The organism is Fictibacillus sp. NRS-1165, assembly GCF_050468105.1.
GTDB lineage: Bacteria > Bacillota > Bacilli > Bacillales > Fictibacillaceae > Fictibacillus_C > Fictibacillus_C terrinigri.
Window position 1 is genome coordinate 342796 of the sequence record NZ_JBDPNU010000025.1, and the last position, 22046, is coordinate 364841.

21 protein-coding genes and 1 pseudogene are annotated in these 22046 nt (G+C 47.3%); 19 read left to right on the forward strand and 3 right to left on the reverse strand.

Translation table 11 applies throughout. The features are described 5' to 3' along the window. Positions 1–40: 40 nt before the first annotated feature. Complete coding sequence (locus ABHN01_RS12515) at positions 41–913, reverse strand: YitT family protein (protein ID WP_429875793.1); 873 nt, start codon at positions 911–913, stop codon at positions 41–43. 140 nt (positions 914–1053) lie between these two features. Between ABHN01_RS12515 and ABHN01_RS12520 the strand changes: the two genes are divergently transcribed. The 19 genes and pseudogenes from ABHN01_RS12520 to ABHN01_RS12610 all read left to right on the forward strand — a co-directional run bounded on the left by ABHN01_RS12520 (position 1054) and on the right by ABHN01_RS12610 (position 18570). Beyond that, positions 1054–1401, forward strand: a complete 348-nt coding sequence (locus tag ABHN01_RS12520; RefSeq protein WP_429875794.1) for a nucleotide pyrophosphohydrolase — start codon at positions 1054–1056, stop codon at positions 1399–1401. Between the two features lies 1 nt (position 1402). Beyond that, on the forward strand, positions 1403–2206 hold the full coding sequence (gene dapB / locus ABHN01_RS12525) for a 4-hydroxy-tetrahydrodipicolinate reductase (RefSeq protein ID WP_429875795.1): 804 nt from the start codon (positions 1403–1405) through the stop codon (positions 2204–2206). 14 nt (positions 2207–2220) lie between these two features. Continuing rightward, a complete protein-coding gene (gene mgsA, locus ABHN01_RS12530; RefSeq protein WP_290400664.1) occupies positions 2221–2637 on the forward strand; it encodes a methylglyoxal synthase in 417 nt (138 codons plus the stop codon). Further along, a complete protein-coding gene (gene bshB1, locus ABHN01_RS12535) occupies positions 2634–3326 on the forward strand; it encodes a bacillithiol biosynthesis deacetylase BshB1 (RefSeq protein ID WP_429875796.1) in 693 nt (230 codons plus the stop codon). Before mgsA ends, bshB1 begins: the two co-directional genes overlap by 4 nt. Positions 3327–3337: 11 nt before the next feature. Continuing rightward, the gene (gene bshA / locus ABHN01_RS12540; RefSeq protein ID WP_429875797.1) at positions 3338–4465 is read left to right on the forward strand and encodes an N-acetyl-alpha-D-glucosaminyl L-malate synthase BshA; all 1128 of its coding nucleotides are present in this window, start codon (positions 3338–3340) and stop codon (positions 4463–4465) included. Positions 4466–4471: 6 nt separating this feature from the next. Next, positions 4472–5659 carry a CCA tRNA nucleotidyltransferase gene (locus tag ABHN01_RS12545; RefSeq protein WP_429875798.1) on the forward strand — a complete coding sequence of 396 codons (1188 nt, stop codon included), beginning with the start codon at positions 4472–4474 and terminating at the stop codon, positions 5657–5659. Continuing rightward, entirely contained in the window at positions 5644–6630 is a 987-nt protein-coding gene (locus ABHN01_RS12550) for a biotin--[acetyl-CoA-carboxylase] ligase (protein ID WP_429875799.1), read from the forward strand. The genes ABHN01_RS12545 and ABHN01_RS12550 overlap by 16 nt, the downstream gene beginning before the upstream one ends. Before the next feature lie 212 nt (positions 6631–6842). Continuing rightward, positions 6843–7676 carry a 3-methyl-2-oxobutanoate hydroxymethyltransferase gene (panB, locus tag ABHN01_RS12555; protein ID WP_429875800.1) on the forward strand — a complete coding sequence of 278 codons (834 nt, stop codon included), beginning with the start codon at positions 6843–6845 and terminating at the stop codon, positions 7674–7676. 2 nt (positions 7677–7678) lie between these two features. Continuing rightward, entirely contained in the window at positions 7679–8539 is an 861-nt protein-coding gene (gene panC, locus ABHN01_RS12560) for a pantoate--beta-alanine ligase (protein WP_429875801.1), read from the forward strand. 5 nt (positions 8540–8544) lie between these two features. Then, a pseudogene (panD, locus tag ABHN01_RS12565) lies at positions 8545–8928 on the forward strand (aspartate 1-decarboxylase). A gap of 85 nt (positions 8929–9013) precedes the next feature. Next, positions 9014–11824 (forward strand): ATP-dependent DNA helicase DinG, encoded by a 2811-nt coding sequence (gene dinG, locus ABHN01_RS12570; protein ID WP_429875802.1) that lies wholly within the window; start codon positions 9014–9016, stop codon positions 11822–11824. A gap of 89 nt (positions 11825–11913) precedes the next feature. Further along, on the forward strand, positions 11914–12084 hold the full coding sequence (locus ABHN01_RS12575; RefSeq protein WP_290400656.1) for a YpmA family protein: 171 nt from the start codon (positions 11914–11916) through the stop codon (positions 12082–12084). A 12-nt stretch (positions 12085–12096) separates the two neighbouring features. Then, positions 12097–12579 carry a DUF5590 domain-containing protein gene (locus ABHN01_RS12580; protein ID WP_429875803.1) on the forward strand — a complete coding sequence of 161 codons (483 nt, stop codon included), beginning with the start codon at positions 12097–12099 and terminating at the stop codon, positions 12577–12579. Positions 12580–12598: 19 nt separating this feature from the next. Then, complete coding sequence (locus tag ABHN01_RS12585) at positions 12599–13783, forward strand: pyridoxal phosphate-dependent aminotransferase (RefSeq protein WP_429875804.1); 1185 nt, start codon at positions 12599–12601, stop codon at positions 13781–13783. Between the two features lie 77 nt (positions 13784–13860). Next, positions 13861–15153 (forward strand): asparagine--tRNA ligase, encoded by a 1293-nt coding sequence (gene asnS, locus ABHN01_RS12590; protein ID WP_429875805.1) that lies wholly within the window; start codon positions 13861–13863, stop codon positions 15151–15153. Between the two features lie 167 nt (positions 15154–15320). Further along, on the forward strand, positions 15321–16040 hold the full coding sequence (locus ABHN01_RS12595) for a DnaD domain-containing protein (protein WP_429875806.1): 720 nt from the start codon (positions 15321–15323) through the stop codon (positions 16038–16040). A gap of 58 nt (positions 16041–16098) precedes the next feature. Next, complete coding sequence (gene nth, locus ABHN01_RS12600) at positions 16099–16785, forward strand: endonuclease III (protein ID WP_429875807.1); 687 nt, start codon at positions 16099–16101, stop codon at positions 16783–16785. Further along, positions 16769–17239, forward strand: a complete 471-nt coding sequence (locus ABHN01_RS12605) for a YpoC family protein (RefSeq protein WP_429875808.1) — start codon at positions 16769–16771, stop codon at positions 17237–17239. Before nth ends, ABHN01_RS12605 begins: the two co-directional genes overlap by 17 nt. 62 nt (positions 17240–17301) lie before the next feature. Then, positions 17302–18570 carry a glycosyl hydrolase family 18 protein gene (locus ABHN01_RS12610; protein ID WP_429875809.1) on the forward strand — a complete coding sequence of 423 codons (1269 nt, stop codon included), beginning with the start codon at positions 17302–17304 and terminating at the stop codon, positions 18568–18570. Positions 18571–18620: 50 nt separating this feature from the next. Here ABHN01_RS12610 and ABHN01_RS12615 read toward each other — a convergent pair whose 3' ends face one another. Together ABHN01_RS12615 and recU are read right to left on the reverse strand one after the other, a co-directional pair. Further along, entirely contained in the window at positions 18621–21290 is a 2670-nt protein-coding gene (locus tag ABHN01_RS12615) for a PBP1A family penicillin-binding protein (protein WP_429875810.1), read from the reverse strand. Between the two features lie 85 nt (positions 21291–21375). Continuing rightward, on the reverse strand, positions 21376–21984 hold the full coding sequence (gene recU, locus ABHN01_RS12620; RefSeq protein ID WP_429875811.1) for a Holliday junction resolvase RecU: 609 nt from the start codon (positions 21982–21984) through the stop codon (positions 21376–21378). Between the last annotated feature and the right edge of the window lie 62 nt (positions 21985–22046).

The window sequence follows — 22046 nt, forward strand, 5'->3', positions numbered from 1 at the left end:
AATTCCTTCAACATGCTTTTTCGGAAATGAATCATGTTTCTTAGTTCCCTATCGGATTCTTGTCGCTATCGAGGGTAAATCCTTCGCCCAGCACTTCGTGTACATCGTTAACGGTTACGAAGGCGTGGGGATCGACCCGTTCGATCATCTGCTTCAGCCGGACGATTTCATTTCGGGCGAAAACGCAATAAAGAACTTCTTTCTGGCTCCCTGTAAAACTCCCTTTGGCGTTGAGAAGGGTTGCACCGCGGTCAAGCTCTTTCATAATCAGTGCGGCGATCTCGGTATTTTTCTCAGAGATGATCATCGCGGCTTTGCCTGCATAGGCACCTTCCTGCATGAAATCGATCACACGGGCACCGATAAAAACGGCGACTAGCGTGTACATCGCTTCCTTGTAGTTAAGGTAAATGAGGGATACCGTGATGACCACCGCATCGAACATAAACATGGTCTTTCCCATGCTCCAGCCGAAGAATTTATGGCCGAGCCGAGCGATGATGTCAACTCCGCCTGTTGTTCCCCCAAAGCGGAAGATGATGCCGAGCCCGATGCCGATGAATACGCCGGCAAAAAGCGCAGCGAGCGTCATGTCCTGTTTAAGGTTAATCGAAATCGTTGAATAGCGCTGGAACAGAAATAAGAACAATGAGACTCCCAGAGTGCCGATTAGAGTATATATGAATGCGTTTTTTCCAAGAAGCTTCCATCCCACGAAGAAAAGAGGAATGTTGAGCGCAAGATTGGAATAGGAAGGGTCAATGTGGAACAAAAAGTAAAGAAGAAGGGTGATCCCGGTAAACCCGCCTTCCGCGAGATTGTTTGCCATATTGATGTGGACGATGCCAAATGAAAAGATGGCGGATCCCAGTAAAATAAAAATTACGTTTTTGCTGTGAATCGGAAATGTCATGAATGTGCCTCCTGAAACTTATGCGTTGCCTATCGTGTTTGCGTTTTCATTATATAGGAAAAAGTTGGGGTGTTCAATCACTCATGAAATTTGTCAAATGTCTTATTCTTCGCTAACATAAACATAGGATTGACGAAGAGGTGATCGTATTGAAAAAAACCATCCAGGATTTGCAGCAAGAAGTTGATACATATATCGGCCAATTTAAAGAAGGGTACTTCAGTCCTCTTGCGATGATGGCCAGGATGACAGAAGAGCTTGGTGAGCTCGCCCGTGAAGTGAACCACTATTATGGTGAAAAACCAAAAAAATCGACCGAAAAAGAACAGACCATAGAAGAAGAATTGGGTGATATTTTATTTGTCTTACTATGTTTTGCCAATTCGCTCGATATTAGTATGGAAAAAGCCTTTGATATGGTCATGAATAAATTCAAAACAAGAGATAAGGACAGATGGACACGCATCGAGGAAGGAGAAAAAGAGTAATATGAACCAACAAATATCTATTGTCATTGCAGGACCAAGAGGAAAAATGGGACGAGAAGCGGTGAGTATGGTCAGCGGAACCCCGCACTTTACACTGGCGGCAGTGATTGATTCCAAAAATGCCGGAAAGAAGGTTAGTGATCTGGAAGGAATGCCTTCTCTTGATGTCCCGGTTTTCGATGATGCGAAATTGTGTTTCGCAGAGATCCGACCGGATGTATTAATCGATCTAACAAAGCCGGAAATTGGAAAAGTCCATCTGGAACAGGCGCTTGAGCATAATGTCCGTCCGGTGATCGGAACAACGGGCTTCTCGGATGAAGATTTGGAGCGCTTGCAGAATCTGGCAAAAGAAAAGGAACTGGGAGCGATCATCGCCCCTAACTTTGCCATCGGCGCTATCTTGATGATGAAATTTGCGCAGATGGCTTCGAAATACTTGCCGGATGTTGAGATCATAGAAAAGCATCACGATCAAAAACTGGATGCTCCGTCGGGGACAGCCCTGAAGACGGCTCAGCTGATCAGGGAGGTCAGAGAGCCAAAATCCCAGGGGCATCCTGAAGAGAGGGAGGATCTGCCTGGGGCAAGAGGCGCTGAACTTGATGGTATCCGAATCCACAGTGTGAGGCTGCCGGGGCTTGTAGCCCATCAGGAAGTGATCTTAGGCGGTGAAGGGCAAACGTTAACGATCAAACATGATTCTATGAACCGCACTTCGTTTATGCCGGGTGTTAAGATGGCGGTGGAAGCGGTTGTGAATCTGGATCATCTTGTTTACGGCTTAGAAAATATTATTGAGTAAAGGGTGGGGGAACGATGAGAATCGCCTTGGTTGCGCATGATAATAAAAAGCAGGAAATGATTAACTTTTCCATGGCTTACGAACCAATCTTAAAAAAACATGAGCTGTTTGCTACGGGGACGACCGGGCAAAAAATAATGGACGCAACCGGACTGGACATTCATCGGTTCCAATCCGGCCCGCTTGGGGGTGACCAGCAGATCGGCGCGCTCATCGCCCAGAATAAAATGGATCTGGTGCTCTTCTTCCGCGATCCTTTAACATCACAGGCGCATGAACCGGACATTTCTGCGCTCATCCGCCTCTGTGACGTATACCAGATTCCTGTTGCGACCAACGTGGCGAGCGGGGAGCTTTTTATCCGGGCGATGGAACGGGGAGATTTCAACTGGAGAACGATTATTAAAGAAAGAGAAGGTCATCAATCATGAACAAAGAAAGCTGGCTGGCGGTTGGCGCCCATTCCGACGATGTAGAGATCGGGATGTCGGGCACGATATCGATTCACACGGCCAACGGCGGCGAGGCGACGATCTGTGATCTGACAAGAGCTGAATTGTCTTCCAATGGAACGGTAGAGCTGCGAAAGGAAGAAGCGGCACGGGCAGCCGCGGTGTTGGGAGTTTCCGAGCGGCTCAATCTGGGGCTGCCAGACCGCGGGCTGCAGATGAAAGAAGAATACATATTGGCAATCGTTTCCGTCATCAGGAAGCAGCAACCTGATTGTCTTTTTATCCCTTACTGGGAGGACCGGCATCCTGATCATGGCAACTGTTCAAGGCTGGCAGAAGAAGCCGCTTTTTCCGCAGGTGTCAGAAACATTGTGGATCCAGAGAGCCTGCCGCCTCACCGCGTAAAGAAAATCTATTATTATTTTATCAACGGTTTTCAAAAGCCTCAGGTCATGGTCGATGTTTCAAATGTTTATAAGAAGAAGATAGCCGCGCTTCAATGTTATGAGAGCCAGTTCGTGAAGCGGGATGACAGTTTTGATACCCCTTTGGTCAACGGCTATATCGAGTCAGTGAGCGCACGTGAGAAGATGTTCGGGCATGAGGCGGGAGTAGGCTATGCGGAAGGCTTCATGACGAAACGGCCCTTATTATTGAAGAATTTATAAGGAGAAGAGCTATGAAGCTTAAAATAGGAATTACTTGTTATCCTACTGTAGGGGGATCAGGTGTTGTAGCGACGGAGCTTGGAAAGCTGCTGGCAGAAAAGGGCCATGAGATTCATTTCATCACCTCAAGCTTGCCTTTCCGGCTCGGCAAGGTGTACTCCAACATCTTTTATCATGAAGTAGAGGTAAACAACTATTCGGTCTTTAAATATCCGCCGTATGACCTGGCGCTTGCGAGCAAAATGGCAGAGGTGGCCAAACGGGAGAAGCTGGATATCATTCATGCGCATTATGCGATCCCTCACGCGGTCTGTGCCTTCCTCGCTAAGCAGATGACTGGCGAAAAACTTAAAATTGTTACCACGCTCCATGGAACAGACATCACGGTGCTCGGATACGATCCTTCTTTAAAGGAGATGATCAAGTTCGGCATTGAGAACTCAGATGCTGTGACCGCTGTTTCCAACAGCCTGAAGGATGATACATACAAGCTCCTCGGTGTGAAAAACGAGATTCAGCCGATCTACAATTTTGTGGACGAAAGGGAATACTTCAAACTGGAAGCCACGCATCTGAAAGAGGGATATGGCATTAAACCGGAAGAAAAGGTAATCATCCACATCTCCAATTTCCGGTCGGTCAAAAGAGTCCCGGATGTGATCAGAGCGTTTCATAAAATTATAAGCAAAATTCCAGCAAAACTCCTTCTGATCGGAAACGGGCCAGAACTTACGGTTGCCTGTAAACTGGTGGAGGAGCTTCATATTGAGGAGCACGTGCTCTTTCTCGGTAAGCAAGAGAACGTGGCAGAGCTGTTTTCCATCAGTGATCTAAAGCTTCTTCTTTCAGAGAAAGAAAGCTTCGGGCTCGTTCTGCTTGAAGCGATGGCCTGCGGTGTGCCTGTTGTCGGCACGAATATTGGAGGTATTCCCGAGGTGATTCTCGATGGTGAGACAGGGTATATCTGCGAGCTTGGAGACATAGACGGCATCGCTGAAGCGTCACTTTCCATCCTGACCGATGAGAAAAAACAGCATACGTTTGCATATCAAGCGATGCAGCACGTCAGGGATCATTTCCATTCGTCCAAAATTGTGGGAGATTATGAAGAATTATATTACAGTGTGCTAGAAGGATAGGATAATATGAGCGATCTTTTTAGAGGAGCACGGGTGATCATGGGCAAGCTGCTTCAAGCGGGCCATCAGGCTTATTTAGTGGGCGGATGTGTGAGAGACTATCTGTTGAATCGCGAAATCGGGGATATTGATATCGCTACGTCTGCGCGCCCTGAGGAGGTTCGTTCCCTTTTTTCAAAGACGATCCCAGTCGGCATTGAACACGGGACCGTCATTGTGCGCATGGAGCATGTTTCCTACGAAGTGACGACGTTTAGAAAAGAAGGGACTTACACGGACCGGCGCCATCCGTCCTCTGTTGAGTATATCGATTCATTGGTAGAGGATCTTTCAAGAAGAGATTTTACGATCAATGCCATCGCGATGGATGAAGCTGGAAACCTGCATGATCCGTTCGGCGGCCGGCAGCATCTTAAGGAAAAGAAAATCAAGACTGTCGGTGCCGCTGAAAAGCGCTTTATGGAAGACCCGCTCCGCATCATGAGAGCTCTCCGATTTTGGTCGGTTCTGGGCTTTACACTGGAGGCAGAGACAGGGAAAGCGTGTACAGCTCTGGCCGATCAATTAAAAGCGATCGCAGTTGAACGCATTGCGATGGAATTTATTAAACTTTTAAGGGGTGTTGAAGCACCTTCCTGCCTTAAGTTCATTTTTAAAACGGAGCTCGTTTTTTCTCTGCCTGAACTTCATCGATACAAGAACTCTGCAAATTCACTGTACGGAGTACAATGGACCGGACTCGAGCATGATGAGGAAAGATGGGCTGCGCTTCTATTCGTGCTGGGGGTTGAAGACCCTGCAGCTTTTTTAAAAGCCTGGAAACAGTCCAATGCATTGATCCGTTCAGTGCAGCAGCTTATCGGCTATCTCGGGAAGGATGAGCTTGCGCGGATGGATCTTTATGATCTGGGAGAAGAGCAGGCGGTATCCTGTCAGCGTGTGATGAACGTCATTAAAGGCAAACCGGTTGGCGAAATGCTGACTTTGGTGCAGAAGCGTTTTCGGGAACTGCCGATTCATCAGCGGAAACAACTGGCTATCAACGGAAAAGACGTGGTCAAGGATAATGAAAGAATGAAAGGGCCATGGATTCAGGAGATGCTGCGAAAGATTGAACAGGCTGTTGTGGAGGGGGAAGTTATCAACGAAAAAAGTGCCATCATGGAGTGGGTGAGGAGTTGGAAGGAAAAATGAGACAGCATTTGCTTCAGATGCTTATTCAGAATGAAGGCGCGTTTGTTTCCGGGCAGCAGATCAGTGATCAACTGAACTGCTCCCGGACCGCAATCTGGAAGCATATCACAGAACTGCGTAAGGAAGGATATGTGATCGATGCCGTTCAACGGAAAGGTTATCGTATCGTTTCTTCTCCCGACCGGGTCACTGAACATGAGATCAGTGCCCGTCTGAAATCAGATGTATTGGGCAAGAGCATCGTATATGAAGAGTCAGTGAAAAGCACACAGGAAATTGCCCAAAAGCTTTCTTACGAACAAAAGCCGGAGGGAACACTTGTAGTGGCAGATGAACAGACAGGCGGAAGGGGCAGGCTCGGGAGGCCCTGGCAGTCACCAAAGGGCACAGGCATATGGATGAGCCTTATCCTTCGGCCGGATATTCCGCTTCAAAAAACCCCGCAGCTTACCCTTCTCGCGGCTGTCAGTGTAACGAAAGCGATCTACAAAGTGACAGGCCTGCATGCAGAGATCAAATGGCCGAATGATATATTGATCAAAGGTAAAAAAACGGTGGGTATCCTGACCGAACTGCAGGCGGAAGCGGACCGTGTTCATGCTGTAATCATTGGAATCGGGCTCAATGTAAATGTAACGAGTGAAGATTTTAACGAGGATGTAAGGGAGATCGCCACATCATTGAAGATTGAATCCGGAAAAGAAACAAAGCGGGCTGAACTGATCGCAGCCATCCTTGAAGAGATGGAGTTGCTCTATCAAGAATATTTAAGGAATGGTTTTGGTCTCATAAAACTGCTGTGGGAAGGGTACGCACACAGCATCGGAAGGCGAATCAGGGTAAGATCCGCCAGCCAGCAGCTCGAGGGAGTGGCGAAAGGAATCACTGATGAAGGCATCCTGCTCCTTGAAGATGATGATGGAAAGGTTCATTCGATCTATTCTGCGGATATTGAGATACCCGGAATGTAAATTATGTGGTACATTATAGAGTGTAGAAAAGGCGGTATCCTGCGGAGCGGGAACTGCACTTTCTGTGAACGTTTTGACAGATAGCGTTACATCTGCCTAGATCCATAATAGGACCGGGACAGAGGGATTCCGAGGTTTTTAAAGATGTATTGTACCCCTCTGTTTTATTGAGGGGTTTTTCCTCTGTTCCTCCGAAAAAAGGAGGAAAAAGGATGAAGACAACACAAAGTTTCATAGCCATGAAGCAGCAGAGCGAAAAGATCGCCATGATCACGGCTTATGATTATCCATCCGCACAGCTTGCGGAGCAAGCCGAAGTGGACATGATCCTCGTCGGTGATTCTCTCGGAATGGTGGTCCTTGGCTACGACTCGACAGTGCCGGTCACCGTGGAGGATATGATCCATCATGCCCGAGCTGTAAAACGGGGAGCCCCGAACACGTTCATCGTCACCGATATGCCTTTTATGAGCTATCATGCAGGCAGGGCGGAAACGGTGAAAAACGCGATGAGAATCATGCAGGAAACGGGAAGCCACGCTCTTAAGCTTGAAGGCGGTAAATCTGTGATCGAAACGATCGGATTTTTGGTTGAGGCGGGCGTACCCATCGTCGGCCATCTCGGGCTGACCCCACAGACCGCTGGTGTGCTGGGCGGATACAAAGTCCAGGGAAGAGCAGCGAAGGAAGCTAAACAGCTGCTTCAGGATGCCTTGGCGATCGAAGCGGCAGGAGCGTTCTCGCTTGTCCTTGAATGTGTGCCGAAGCAGCTGGCTCAGCTTGTGGCAGAGTCCGTCAGAATTCCTGTCATCGGCATCGGGGCAGGCAGCTCGGCGGATGGCCAGGTTCTTGTATACCATGACCTTGTCGGCTACGGTTTCCACCATGTACCTAAGTTTGTGAAGATGTATGCCCATTGTGCCGAAGGGATGAAAAAGGGTATTGAAGCCTATGTCGCAGAAGTGAAAAAAGGAACGTTTCCTGCTGAAGAACATTCATTTACGATGAAGCCGGAAGAAGCAGAAGCGCTTTACGGAGGGAAATAAAGTTGAAGATCATCAAGAGCATCAGCGAAATGAGCGCATTCAGTGCCGAAGCGAAGGCGGAAAGGAGATCGATCGGTTTTGTACCGACGATGGGCTACCTCCATGAGGGGCACGCTTCACTCCTGGAACAGTCGAAAAAACAGAATGACTTCTGTATTCTGAGTATATTTGTCAACCCTCTGCAGTTTGGCCCGAATGAAGATTTCGACCGCTATCCACGGGATTTTGAACGTGACGAACAGGTTGCCCGAAATTATGGGGTGGACGTCGTATTCTATCCTGATGTAAAGGAGATGTATCCATCTGAACCATCTGTAACTATGAGAGTAAACAAAAGGGTGGATACGCTCTGCGGAAGAACACGTGAAGGGCATTTTGATGGAGTGGCTACCGTTCTGACAAAACTGTTTCATATTATTTCTCCGGACAGAGTTTACTTTGGAATGAAAGATGCCCAGCAAGTTGCTGTAGTTCAGGGCTTGATCTCGGACCTGAACTTTCCGGTAGAGCTCGTTCCCTGCCCGACGGTGCGTGAAGAAGACGGGCTTGCCAAGAGCTCGAGGAACGTCTATCTTTCTGAAAGGGAGAGACAGGAGGCGCCGGCCTTGTACGGGGCCCTCCGGGAGGCTGCAGAACGTCTCTTGGAAAGAGAAAATATTACACACATTAAAGAAAAAATGGTAGAGTATTTAGAGAAGCAAACGAGCGGAAAAGTGGACTATTTTGAGATTTTGTCCTATCCGGAGCTGGAAGAAGCCCATGAAACAGACCGAGAAATGATTATCGCCCTCGCCGTGCAGTTTAAGAATGCGAGATTGATTGATAATATAACCGTTAATCCTGATGGAAGGAAATATAGGTGATTCGTATGTTCAGAACGATGATGAAAGGCAAAATACACCGCGCACGCGTGACGGAATCGAACTTAAATTACGTGGGAAGCATAACAATAGATGAAGATATTCTTGATGCGGTTGACATGTTGCCGAATGAAAAGGTATAAATCGTCAACAACAACAACGGAGCGAGATTTGAAACCTATATCATTCCTGGCCCCAGAGGAACGGGAGTTATGTGCCTGAACGGAGCTGCTGCGCGGCTCGTCCAAGAGGGTGATGTGATTATTGCTATCTCCTATGCCATGATCGAAGAGGAAAAAGTTTCTTACCATCAGCCGAAGGTTGCCATTATGGATGAGAATAACCGAATTACAGAAATTTTAGGTTATGAACCGGCTTCAACGATTCTTTAACCCCTTGCTCAAGGGGTTTTTCTATTTACAAAGGCTTGGTGTCATGCAAGGAACCACCGTGCCGCTTGAACTGAGGTGAGAAAGGATGAACAACCGTTATGTTGTCATAGATGTAGAAACGACAGGAAACGCTCCTGCCCGCGGAGACCGGGTCATTCAAATCGGTGCCGTTGTTGTTGAAAATAACATAATTGTAGACAGGTTCTCTTCCTTTGTTAACCCTAAGGTTCCGATCCCCCCGTTTATTGAACAGCTGACCGGCATTAATGATAGGATGGTCAAGGATGCTCCCTTGTTTGAAGAGGTGGCGCCTGTCCTCCTCCGGATGCTCGAAGGATCTTATTTTGTCGCACACAATGTTTTATTTGATCTGAACTTTCTGCAGGAAGAGTTTGAGAACAGCGGGTATCAGCGATTTACAGGTCCTCTCCTGGATACGGTCGAGCTCTCGCGTGTCCTCCTGCTTCAGGCTGACGGCTATCAGCTCGGACAGCTGGCAGACTATCTTGGCATCGAGCATGAAAATCCCCATCAAGCGGACAGTGATGCGGAAGTAACGGCTTATCTGCTGATCGAATTGCTTCAGAAACTGTCCGCTCTTCCTCTGCTCACCCTGCAGCGGATGGAGCCATTTCTTAAAAAGATGCAGAGCAGTCTGGAAGAAATCGTCAAGGACCTTATCATCTCCAAATCTTCTAAGATTGAAGACGATAGGGGAATGGACTATTTCAGGCAGCTTGCTATAAAATCTTTTTCCCCGGTCGAGAAAGATGAGGATCCTATGCAGGTCAAGATGGATCCGGCAGATCTTCTGGAAGATCTGTCACAGGAAATGGAACACTATGAAGTTCGTGACAGCCAGCAGAAGATGATGAAAATGGTATATGAAGCGATGGAGGACCATCAGCACGCCATGATAGAGGCTGGAACGGGAGTAGGCAAGTCATTGGGCTATCTCATCCCATCTATTCTTTATGGAAAACGGGAGGAACGCCCTATTGTTGTCAGCACCCATACGATTCAGCTTCAGCAGCAGCTGATGGAAAGAGATATCCCGATCCTGAAAAACATCCTGCCTTTCCCGTTCCATGCGACCGTTTTAAAGGGACGGAACAACTACCTTTGTCTGCGAAAGTTTGAACAGTCGCTGGATGATTTTTCCGAAGACAATTATGATACCAACCTCACGAAAGCCCAATTACTCGTTTGGCTGACAGAGACTGATCAAGGTGATGTGGAAGAACTGAATCTTGCGTCAGGAGGCAAGCTTTTTTGGCATCAGGTGAAGAGCGATTCTGCCTCATGCCTCAACCAGCGCTGCCCATGGTTTTCCAGATGCTTCTACCATCGAAAAAGGAGGGCGGCTCTATCATCTGATCTGGTTATCACCAATCATGCCCTGCTCTTCAGCGATGTGAAATCTGAGTCACAGCTGCTGCCCTCCTACAAAGAAGTCATCATTGATGAAGCCCATCATGTGGAAGAAGTGGTCAGCGACCATTTTGGTATCCAGACCGATTACTTCGTCTTCACTAGAATCCTTGAACGAATTGGGATTGATAATGACAGCGGCTTGCTGAAGAAGCTTTATCAACTGGAGGAGACGGTTGAGCTGCCAGGTCTTGAACTGGTGCTGGAACAGCTGGGGAAAGAACTGCCCGAAGTGAAGATGGAGCTCGACGAAATGTTCCGCTCGATCCGGTCTTATGTACTGGAAGCCAGGAAGAGCAGTATGAACGACTTTGGTCGCGTGAGTTACAGGTACGGTGAAAGGGAAAGCACGAATGGAACGTGGCAGGCGATTCTGGAGATGGTCCAGCGTGCGCTCTTTGGCTTAGGTGATCTTGGGAAATCACTGAAGAAAGTGAAAAAATTAGCGGATGAAAAGGAAGAGCATATGAATTTTGCTCAAAAAGGGATGCTGGCAGATTTTGACGGGTTGAGAAACCAGCTAGAAGAAGAGAAAGAAAAGCTGCGCCATCTGCTGAAAGAAGTGAACGATGACGAGGTGTTCTGGTGTGAAGTGGAGGCGAAGGGCGCAAAGAATGCGGTCTATCTCTACAGCAAACCGATCGTGATCAGTGATCTGCTGGCTGATGAATTCTTTGCGAAGAAGAACAGTGTCATTCTCACTTCAGCTACACTTTCTGTCAGAAACTCGTTTCAGTATATGACATCAAGGCTGGGACTGGATGATTTTGGTCCGATCACGGCAAATCTTCCTTCACCTTTTTCCTATGATCAGCAAGTAAAATTCATGGTTCCGACTGATGTGCCGCTGATCAATGAAGTGGATCAGGAGACATTCGTTTCTGTTATCGCCCGCCAGCTCTGCCAGATCGCAAAAGTGACCAAAGGGCGCATGCTCGTTTTGTTTACGTCCAACGAGATGCTTAGGGAGACTTACAATGTTTTTAAAAGCATCATCGCAGAAGATGAGTTTGTGCTTTTCGGGCAGGGAATCGACAGCGGAAGCAGGGCACGGCTGACAAAGAACTTCAAGAAGTTTGACCAGTCCATCCTTTTCGGAACGAGCAGTTTTTGGGAAGGCATCGATATCCCCGGAGACGATCTGTCCTGCCTTGTGATCATCCGTCTTCCTTTCACTCCGCCGGATAATCCGGTAACGGCGGCGAGAGCGGAAAAACTGAAAGCTGAGGGAGGCAATCCGTTTATGGAGCTTTCTCTTCCTCAGGCGATCATCCGTTTTAAACAAGGGTTTGGCCGGCTCGTACGTACACAGCGGGATACCGGTGTTGTGTTTGTCTTTGACAGGAGGATCACCGAAACGCGCTACGGCAAGTCCTTTATAACATCATTGCCGTCCGTACCCGTTCAAAAGGGATTGATGCATGATCTTCTGACCGATCTTGAGGGCTGGATGGACGAGTCATGAAAAGATTAGAGAAGGCTGTCCCCAAACGGACTGAAGTTTGATATAGTAAGAAACGAGAAGAATGAAGCCAGCTGTAAGGAGGAAACACTTTGGAAAGCAGGATTGAGGTTCTTTCCACGGTAAAGGTCAAGAAATCGCCGGACTTGTATAAAGTTGTGACCGAGCTGAATAAAACGCTGAAAACAAAAGATGTGATGTTTGGCCTGGCACTTGATGAACAAGACCAAAATACAATGATATTTACCATCTATAAGACATAGAGGCGGCCGAAAATGAAAAAATGGGTTGTTGTTTTAGTGATTGTCTGTGCAGCAGTTCTCTTCTGGCAGGGAATCTCACTGTATCGTCAAATCCTTTCGGATAAAGAAGCCGGCCAAAGCACGGCCGTGGAGGCCGCAAAGGACGAGTATGGCTTGTCGCGGATCGACAGCGTCGATTATTACCACGGAAACCAGGCGTATGAGACCGTCAAAGGAACCTCTGAAAAAAATGGAAACGTCTTTGTCCTTGTTGGCCCCAAAAATAAAACAAAGCTCGTTAAACAGAGCGACGGACTGACGGAAAAACAGATGAAAGCCTATGTCGACAGGAATTTAAACCCGAAAAAATGGGTCGCGCTCCGGCTCGGCATGGAGCAAGATCAAGTAGTATGGGAAGCCGTCTATCTGGATGCTAAAGGTAGGCATACGTTCTATTACGGGTACTTCGAGAACGGAGAACGCTATAAAAAATATAGTATAAAAGAAGAAATCTAAAAGCGAGGGATGAAAGAAAATGGAACTGGCAAACCGAGTTAAAGCATTGACACCATCAACTACACTGGCAATCACAGCAAAAGCTAATGCTCTGAAAGCAGAGGGGCATAATGTAATTGGTCTTGGAGCAGGGGAACCGGATTTCAATACACCGGACCACATTATAGAAGCAGCCTACCAGGCGATGAAGGAAGGCCACACAAAGTATACGGCTTCAGGCGGCCTGCTCTCATTGAAACATGCTATATCGCGGAAATTTAAAGAAGATCAAAACTTGGATTATTCACCTGCCGAGATCGTAGTCGGAACAGGAGCAAAGCAATCATTGTACACACTCTTTCAAGTCCTGCTCAATGACGGTGATGAGGTGATCATCCCAACTCCATATTGGGTCAGCTATCCGGAACAAGTAAAACTGGCCGGAGGGGTTCCGGTCTATGTAGAAGGAAAAGAAGAGAATGCGTTTAAAATCACTCCTTCCCAGCTAGAAGAGTCAGTGAACAATCAAACAAAAGCGATCATCATCAACTCCCCGAGCAACCCGACAGGTTCCCTGTATTCAGAAGATGAACTGAAGCAGCTCGGAGAGGTTTGCTTAAAACATAATATCCTGATCGTTTCAGATGAAATCTATGAAAAGCTGACCTATGGGGGAGCATCACATGTATCCATCGCTCAGGTTTCTCCTGAATTGAAGGAACAGACGATCATTATTAATGGTGTCTCCAAGTCGCATTCGATGACAGGATGGAGAATCGGCTATGCGGCTGGAAACAGCACGATCATCAAAGCAATGACGAACCTGGACAGCCATAGCACATCGAATCCGACGACCATTTCCCAATATGCGGCGATTGCTGCCTATGAAGGAAGCCAGGAGCCGGTAGAAATGATGAGAAAAGCGTTTGAGTCAAGACTCGATACCGTCTATGAAAAACTGATCCAGATCCCAGGCTTTTCATGCGTTAAACCTAAAGGAGCCTTTTACTTGTTTCCTAATGTAAAAGAAGCAATCCAACTGACTGGTTTCGCAACTGTAGATGAATGGGTCGCGGCCTTGCTGGAGGAAGAAAAGGTAGCTCTCGTACCTGGTTCAGGCTTCGGATCGCCGGATAACGTCAGGCTTTCCTATGCTACATCATTGGAGAAATTTGAGGAAGCATTGGAACGCATCGAACGTTTCATGAAGAAAAACAGCAAATAATCCCTTTTGGGCCATTTGATTTTTATAAGTGATTAGACGATAATCACTTATACATAGAACATTTTGGAGGGTGTCACGTGAAAACTACTATATCCCAATTAAAAAGCCATATCGATCAAACCGTTACGATCGGTGCATGGCTGAGCAACAAACGTTCCAGCGGCAAGATTGCGTTTTTGCAGCTGCGGGACGGGACAGGCTTCGTTCAGGGAGTCGTCGTGAAAGCCGAAGTAGCTGAAGACATCTGGACGACAGCAAAAGGACTTACACAGGAAACGAGTCTTTATGTCACTGGAAAAGTGCAGCAGGACGACCGTTCACAGACAGGTGTTGAACTGGTTGTTACAGATGTAAAAGTGATTCATGAGGCGGTCGATTACCCGATCACACCGAAGGAACATGGAACAGAGTTCTTGATGGACAACCGCCACCTGTGGCTGCGTTCTAAACGCCAGCATGCCATTATGAAGGTAAGGAATGAAATCATCCACTCCATGTATGAATTTTTCCATATGAACGAGTTTATTAAAGTGGACCCGCCGATTTTGACTGGAAGCTCTGCAGAGGGAACGACCACACTGTTCCATACGAAATATTTTGACGAGGACGCCTACCTTTCTCAAAGCGGTCAGCTCTATATGGAAGCCGCAGCGATGGCGCTCGGAAAAGTATTTTCATTTGGTCCGACGTTCCGAGCTGAAAAATCAAAGACGCGCCGCCACTTGATCGAGTTCTGGATGATCGAGCCTGAGATGGCCTTCGTAGAGCATGAAGAGTCTCTCGAAATCCAGGAGCAATTTGTGAGCCATGTCGTCCAGACTGTCCTTGAGCGCTGCAAACTTGAACTTACGGTACTTGGCCGAGATCTTTCTAAACTGGAAAACGTGAAAGCTCCTTTCCCTCGCATTTCCTATGATGATGCGATTACATTGCTGAAAGATAAAGGGTTCGATGACATTGAATGGGGAGAAGATTTCGGGGCTCCGCATGAAATGGCGATCGCAGAGAGCTTTGACAAGCCTGTATTTATTACAAACTATCCGAAAGAGATCAAAGCTTTCTACATGAAGCCGCATCCAGAACGTGAAGATGTGGTGCTGTGTGCGGACCTCATTGCTCCGGAAGGATACGGAGAAATCATCGGCGGAAGCCAGCGTATCGACGATCTGGAGCTCATGAAAGCACGATATGAAGAGCATGGATTAACAGATGATGCTTACAGATGGTATCTGGAGCTTCGCCAATTCGGAAGCGTTCCGCATTCCGGGTTCGGACTTGGTCTGGAGCGTACGGTGGCCTGGATTACAGGTGCAGAACACGTACGTGAAACCATCCCATTCCCAAGACTGTTAAACCGTTTATATCCATGATTATGCAAAACCTCCTAACAAGAGGTTTATGACAAAAACCTCCTTACTGGAGGTTTTTCACTATTTTTCTATCCATCCGGTATCCGCTTCAAGGTCTGTCACGATTTTCATCATGATTGCAGGAAGCACAGTTTTTCGTGGTATACTGATGGAGGAGGGGTGTTATGATGGAAAAGGCATTGTTTCTTAAATGGCTGTCTGAAGGCACGGTTTCTATACCCCACGTTTTGTTCAAGCACTACCGTGCCATTGGACTTCAGGATGAAGAGTGCATGCTGCTTCTTCATGTCCATACATTTATAGAGTCCGGAAACCCGTTTCCGACCCCGGAAGAGCTGTCCGGCAGGATGAGCATCTCATCTGCGAGGTGCATGGGGCTCCTAAGGGGCTTAATCCAGCAGGGGCTTCTGGAGATCGACCAATATGAAGACGGTGAAAAAGGCATGTATTACGAAGCCTATTCGTTGAATCCGCTTTGGGAAAAGCTGCTTTCCTTGCTATCAAGCCATGAAGCGACGCAGGATCAGCAGCAAAAACAAAAAGAGGAAGAGGACGTCTACAGCATTTTTGAGCGTGAATTTGCGAGGCCGCTTTCTCCAATGGAATGTGAGACGCTAAAAATATGGATCGATCAGGACCGGCACTCGCCGCCATTGATTATTTCTGCATTGAAAGAAGCGGTGATCAGCGGCAAGCTGAACTTCCGGTATATCGACCGCATCCTTTTTGAATGGAAGAAAAACAATATACAGACACCTGAACAGGCCAGATCTTACGGGGAGAAGTTCAGAGCAAGGCAGACCCGGGGCCCATCACGGTCGGCGGAGCAAGGTGAGAGCCGCAATCAGTTCTCGGTTCCTGTTTATAACTGGCTTGAGCAATCGTAGACGAGTGAACCTCGTCTACTTTTCTATGTATGCTGTAAGCAAGAATTTGGAGGTTATGATGCTAAATAAATCACAGATCGCATACTGCTTGGAGACCATTGGTACGATGTTCCCCGATGCACATTGCGAATTGAACCACAGCAATCCCTTTGAATTAACCATCGCTGTACTACTGTCTGCCCAATGTACCGATGCACTGGTGAATAAAGTCACGCCGGGCCTCTTCGAAAAATATAAAACGCCCGAGGACTATCTGAAGGTCCCATTGGAAGAACTGCAGGATGATATCCGTTCAATCGGACTTTACCGCAATAAAGCGAAAAATATACAAAAGCTGTGTGAGCTGCTTTTAAACGAATACAGCGGGAAGGTGCCGGAGGACAGGGATGAGCTTACAAAGCTTCCGGGAGTTGGCCGAAAGACAGCAAACGTCGTTGTATCCGTTGCGTTCGGCTTGCCGGCTATAGCGGTCGATACCCATGTTGAACGGGTGAGCAAGCGGCTTGGCATTTGCAAGTGGAAGGATTCCGTCCTGCAGGTAGAAGAGACGCTCATGAAAAAAGTGCCTAAAGAGGAGTGGGGCGTCACCCACCACAGGCTCATCTTTTTTGGAAGGTACCATTGTAAAGCCCAAAGCCCCAAATGCCCCGAGTGCCCGCTCCTTGAACTATGCCGCGAAGGCCAGAAGCGTTTGAAGTTAAAAGCAAAGAAAGCCGCCACGCGATCCGATGCTAAACATTCCTGAACCGATGAGACATCCTCTATTTTTCTGCGAAAAGGAGCAGCAGGAAGAGGAAGGGGCGGATGTTCCCTTTTTGGAGGAGCTCCTTTTTTATAATGGCAGAGAGAGTTCCCCCCTTGAGAACGGAAGAATTGATTCGAAGTTTGAGCAGTGGGAAACAAAAAGCCAGACGATTAGAGCATTCTTTTCTGAAAGAAACCGCACAGAAGCAAGGAAGCCGATGATCTTCCAGCTAAGCTGCTTTCTGCAGGCTTTGATGTGGTGCAACGGGGAGGCTGCCGGAAAGCTTTTAGGTTGGAAGGAAGCGGTGGGGAAATTGGCAGTCAAGCCGGTGAATTCAGAAGAACGCCTCGCAATGATCTTCTCTCAGCCAGACCATTACCAATCGTTCATCCAGCTGAATGAGATGTTCCTTGAACTGAAGAAAAAGTTTGCGGCTCATAGGCGAAGAGCATAACGGAATACGGACAAATTCTTCCTACATAGACTAATTCATGAGAACGTGTAGGAGGGGGAGCTATGCAGATTCATGTTGTTCAAAAAGGAGACTCGCTCTATAAGATCTCTCAGTTTTACAACCTGCCCTGGCAAGAGATCGCTTCCGTCAATGCCCTTGGACCCCAAGATGTTCTGACTGTAGGTCAGACACTGCTCATACCTGCACCATTCGTCTATAAAGTAAAAAAAGGGGACACCATTGAGAAGGTCGCTTCAAAACTTGGTGTCGCCTTATTTGAGCTCAAACAGGCGAATCCCGGTGTAGATGATCAGCCGTTAACGGGAGGGCAGACACTGAATGTTCCGCAAAAAAGGAAACGTACATTGACAGTAAATGCATTTTCTGAACCATCCGACAGGGCAAAAGAAAACTTTAAAAAAGCGGCCAAAGCATTAAGCTATATTTCACTTTTCAGCTATGAAGTAAGTGAAAACGGTGACTTAAAGCCACTGGATGATGCTGCATTTTTGCGGGAGATTAAAAACGAGAACGTCAGGCCGCTGATATCGATCACGACGATCAAAGATGGAGGCTTCAGCCAGGAACTGGCGACAGCGGTATTGAAGAACCCTGACACTAGTAATAAAGTTATTGGGAACACCGTCCGGATCATGAAAGAAAAAGGATACGTCGGCGTCAATGTTGACTTTGAATATATTGGCCGCAAAAATAGAGAGCGGTATAACCGGTTTCTTCGGAATATTACTGACCGCATGCACAAGGAAGGATATGTTGCAACTAGCGCTCTTGCACCGAAGATCAAAGAAAAACAAAAAGGTGTCTGGTATGAAGGACATGATTATAAAGCACATGGACAGACTGTTGATTATGTTATTCTCATGACCTATGAATGGGGATACAGCGGTGGTCCCCCTCTTCCGGTCAGTCCCCTGAATGAGGTGAAAAAGGTGCTTGATTATGCCGTGAACACTATACCGCGGAGCAAGATATTGATGGGTATCAACCTCTATGGATACGACTGGAAACTTCCTTTCGTCCAGGGGGGCCCACAGGCTAAAGCTCTCAGTCCGGTTCAGGCCGTTCAGCTGGCACGAAAGAGAAAAACAGCGATTCAGTATGCAAAAGACGTTCAGGCTCCGTATTTTGTTTACTGGGATAAAGAGAAGAAGCAGCATAAGGTTTGGTTTGAAGATTACCGCAGCATGAAAGCAAAATTTGATCTGATCGATGAATATCGCCTTGGTGGAGCAAGCTTTTGGAACCTTGCTTTTGATTACCCGGGGTTGTGGAATTACTTGGAGGACCGATATATGATCAGGTTTCAATAAAAACAGGCCATCGCCGATGATCCCGGCGATGGCCTGTTTTGTTGCTTACATTATTGATTTAAATCAGGAAGAGAAGGGAAACCGCCTTGCTCTTGCTGCTGTTTCCGCTCTTGCTTTCTTTGTTGCTGTTTTTGCTGCTGCTCCTGCTGTCCTTGTCCTGGGGGAGTCTGAGGCTCAGTTGTGCCTCCTTGCTGGCCGCCGCCATGATCAGGCTGGCCGTTGTTGCCTTCGTTATTTCCCTGACCAGGATTGGTGTTGTCTCCAGGGTTTGTGCCTTCCTGTCCTTGTCCTGGTTGATTACCTTGATCAGGGTTGTTTCCTTGACCCGGATTATTCCCCTGATCAGGATTCTGTCCTTCGGCAGGCGGCTGTTGTTCAGCTGGTATGGTAACCGATGTATGAGCAGGATCGCTCTCTTTCCCTGTATCGGTTTCGACCGCGGTGACCACGAACGTATACGTCCTGCCGGGTTCAGCGTTTGGTACGGTGAATTTCGTGTCGTTGATCGTCTGTTCAGCAGCTGGTGTGCCGTCAACGCTAGCTGCTACCTTATAGACCGTTTTGCCCTTGCCGCCTTTGTATTTCCATTTGACATCAATGGATTTGCTCTTATCATCGTACTTGGCAGTCAGGCCTTCAATTGAAGCTGGTTTCTCATATTTGTTGGAAACTTCGGTAGGTTCCGTTCCGCGAACAAACAATTCGGTCGTTTTTTGATCATCTGGTGTAAATTCGCTTGCTTTTTTATGTGTTCCTTTTTCAAGTGTTACATCTACTACAGAGTTCGGTTTCTTGAAGTCAGTGTTGCTGTGATTTAAGCGGCTCATCACTTCTTTAAAGATTAACTTGGAATAGTTTTTTTGTTTCGTATCGAGATAGTGAACGCCGCCTTCATCTTTATATTTGTTGTATCCGGTCCAAACAGCCGCGGAATAGGAGGTTGTATATCCAGCCATCCACGCATCGTTCGTTGCGCTCTTAGGGATGCCGTACTGGTCCCGGATTTCCTTAGGAAGGTTGGTCGTTCCCGTTTTACCGGCAATATTAAGGCCTGGGACGTTCGCCATCATTCCTGTACCGCTTCTCATGACGCCTTTCAGCATATCGGTGATCATATAAGCAGTATAATCCTTCATCGCAGCGATTGGCTTTGTCTCTGGTTTTACAACCTGTCCGTTAGGGAACTCAATCTTCCGGATCGTTGTCGGCTCGGTATAGACGCCTTCATTACCAAAGGCGGCATAGGCGCCCGCAAGGTTCAGTGGAGTGATCCCTTTTTGGAATCCGCCGATCGCATAAGCTGGAGGTGCAGAGTCAATCTTGATACCCAGCTTATTGGCGAAATCGACTGCTTTGCTTTCGCCAACTTCAAGGAACGTTCGGACGGCAGGTGTATTCTCCGATTTTTCGAGAGCCTTGCGCATCGTTACATCTCCAAATTGTTCATTATTGAAGTTATTGATGGTCGCGCCATTGATGGTAATCGGTGTATCTTTCAGAATGTGCCCGGTATCCCACTTCATGTTGTCGATCGCAGGGCCGTAGTCAAGGATCGGTTTGATCGTAGATCCCGGCTGCCTTGGATTTCCTGAAGCATAGTAGGCGCTCATCAGGTTCTCATCGCGTCCGCTTCCAATCGCCCGTATGCCGCCGGTCTTCGTATCCACAATCGCGATGCCGGACTGCAGTTTTTTATTTTCGTTGCGCAGGAACGAGGCGTTCTGCAGCACGTCCTCCGTTGCTTCCTGAGCATTTGTATCCATGTTCGTGTAAATTTTCAGCCCATCTGCAAAGACATCAACATCATCCATGCCTTTCATTTTATGAAGGTCTTTGATCACTTGCTGAAGATAAGCTTCGTGAACCCGTGTTTCCTGAAGCTTTCCTTTTCGTAAGCCATCTGTTACAGGAGTAGCTTTTGCCTTATTCGCTTCGGCTTTCGTAATGAAGCCGTATTTTTCCATCTGGCCTAAAACAACGTTTCGGCGCTGTTCCGCTTCTTTCGGATGAGTAAGCGGGTCATAGTTGCTAGGGGCTTTTGGAAGTCCAGCGAGCAGGGCTACTTGATGAAGCTTTAGCTGATCCAATTTGTCAGCATCAAAATAGGTTTTAGCGGCCGTTCCGATCCCATAGGCACCGTGGCCGAAGTAAATTTTATTCAAGTACATCTCAAGGATTTGTTCCTTGGAGTACTTCTGTTCTAGTTTGATCGCCAGGTACGCCTCTTGAATTTTACGCGTCAGTGATTTTTGATTGGTGAGAATCGTATTTTTGACGACCTGCTGGGTGATTGTGCTCCCCCCTTCAGAACCAAAGCCACCCGTTAGGTTGGCAAGTGCCGCACCAAATATCCGGCGTACGTCAACACCCGGGTGCTTATAGAAGCGAACATCTTCTACAGCTACAAATGCATCTCGTACATTGGGCGGAATATCAGCAATTCCTGCTTTAACCCGGTTCTCTTCAGAAAAGAGTGAGCTGACTCTTTTTCCGTCTTTATCATAGATTTGAGAAGATAAAGGGGTCTTAAGTTTTTCAGGGTCGAGTTTTGGGGATTGTGCCATGATGACCCCGACTGTCACTGTCCCAATAAGGAACATGATAATCAAGAATGAGATAATAACTTTAAAGAGCGGGAACCCCCTTTTCTTCTTGGGAGGATTACTGTCTCCTCCCGAAGCCTGTCTGCGTTCCTGCCTGCTGCGGTATTCATTAGACATGTATTTATACCAACCTTTCACTTACTGCATTGTACATTATGATTATTCGTCAATAGCGCCTTATTTATGAACTTGACCTTGCCCGCTAGTGATTGAAGTACATTTTATCAATAATTTTTAAATAGTCAATTCTGGGGATATAGCCTGGCGGAACAAGGAACCCGAGCGTTTCAATGTCTTTTTTCGGAATCGACTTCCTTCCGTTATTCTGATCCTTCCAGTATGAGATCAAATGGGATGCGTCAAGCAGATAAATTTCGTTCAGCATAGAGAAGCGCAGGATGACGAATGCAATGCCGCCGTGCGCCGTGATCGCTTCCATGTGCTGAATTTGATGTTCATGGAAGTTGCGGAGCGGGAAGGAGGTCTTGTTTTTCGATTCCTTCGCTTCAAAATCAATGTACCTGCCCCGGTATACTCCGTTGTAATCGGTCGTAGAAGCGAGTTTAAAGTAAGCTTCTTTTATGACTGCTGCCGAACGCTTTGGATATTCAACATTGACAATCTGTACAGGAGTAGGTTTTTTATGAATGACGGCTCTGCCTGATTCTAAATAATACTCATTGCTTTTATTCAGATCTTCTTCAAGCGTCATGCCCCGATTGCCGTAGGAAATGGTGCTTTGGGCTTTAGTAGCGCCCTGCGGGAGGGGAGCTTCCTGCTTTTTTCCATTCGGATAATTGATGGGTGGCATCTTTTCACATCCTTCTATTGAATACATAAGAAAAACTATGCGAGCGGCAAGTGCTGGCATAG

Coding starts and splice junctions, on each gene's coding strand:
- dapB (WP_429875795.1), top strand. CDS start 1,403: ATGAACCAACAAATATCTATTGTCATTGCAGGACCAAGAGGAAAAATG.
- ABHN01_RS12580 (WP_429875803.1), top strand. CDS start 12,097: ATGAAAAAATGGGTTGTTGTTTTAGTGATTGTCTGTGCAGCAGTTCTC.
- ABHN01_RS12515 (WP_429875793.1), bottom strand. CDS start 913: ATGACATTTCCGATTCACAGCAAAAACGTAATTTTTATTTTACTGGGA.
- panB (WP_429875800.1), top strand. CDS start 6,843: ATGAAGACAACACAAAGTTTCATAGCCATGAAGCAGCAGAGCGAAAAG.
- ABHN01_RS12585 (WP_429875804.1), top strand. CDS start 12,599: ATGGAACTGGCAAACCGAGTTAAAGCATTGACACCATCAACTACACTG.
- mgsA (WP_290400664.1), top strand. CDS start 2,221: ATGAGAATCGCCTTGGTTGCGCATGATAATAAAAAGCAGGAAATGATT.
- ABHN01_RS12610 (WP_429875809.1), top strand. CDS start 17,302: ATGCAGATTCATGTTGTTCAAAAAGGAGACTCGCTCTATAAGATCTCT.
- ABHN01_RS12595 (WP_429875806.1), top strand. CDS start 15,321: ATGGAAAAGGCATTGTTTCTTAAATGGCTGTCTGAAGGCACGGTTTCT.
- nth (WP_429875807.1), top strand. CDS start 16,099: ATGCTAAATAAATCACAGATCGCATACTGCTTGGAGACCATTGGTACG.
- ABHN01_RS12545 (WP_429875798.1), top strand. CDS start 4,472: ATGAGCGATCTTTTTAGAGGAGCACGGGTGATCATGGGCAAGCTGCTT.
- bshA (WP_429875797.1), top strand. CDS start 3,338: ATGAAGCTTAAAATAGGAATTACTTGTTATCCTACTGTAGGGGGATCA.
- bshB1 (WP_429875796.1), top strand. CDS start 2,634: ATGAACAAAGAAAGCTGGCTGGCGGTTGGCGCCCATTCCGACGATGTA.
- ABHN01_RS12615 (WP_429875810.1), bottom strand. CDS start 21,290: ATGTCTAATGAATACCGCAGCAGGCAGGAACGCAGACAGGCTTCGGGA.
- ABHN01_RS12605 (WP_429875808.1), top strand. CDS start 16,769: ATGCTAAACATTCCTGAACCGATGAGACATCCTCTATTTTTCTGCGAA.
- recU (WP_429875811.1), bottom strand. CDS start 21,984: ATGCCACCCATCAATTATCCGAATGGAAAAAAGCAGGAAGCTCCCCTC.
- dinG (WP_429875802.1), top strand. CDS start 9,014: ATGAACAACCGTTATGTTGTCATAGATGTAGAAACGACAGGAAACGCT.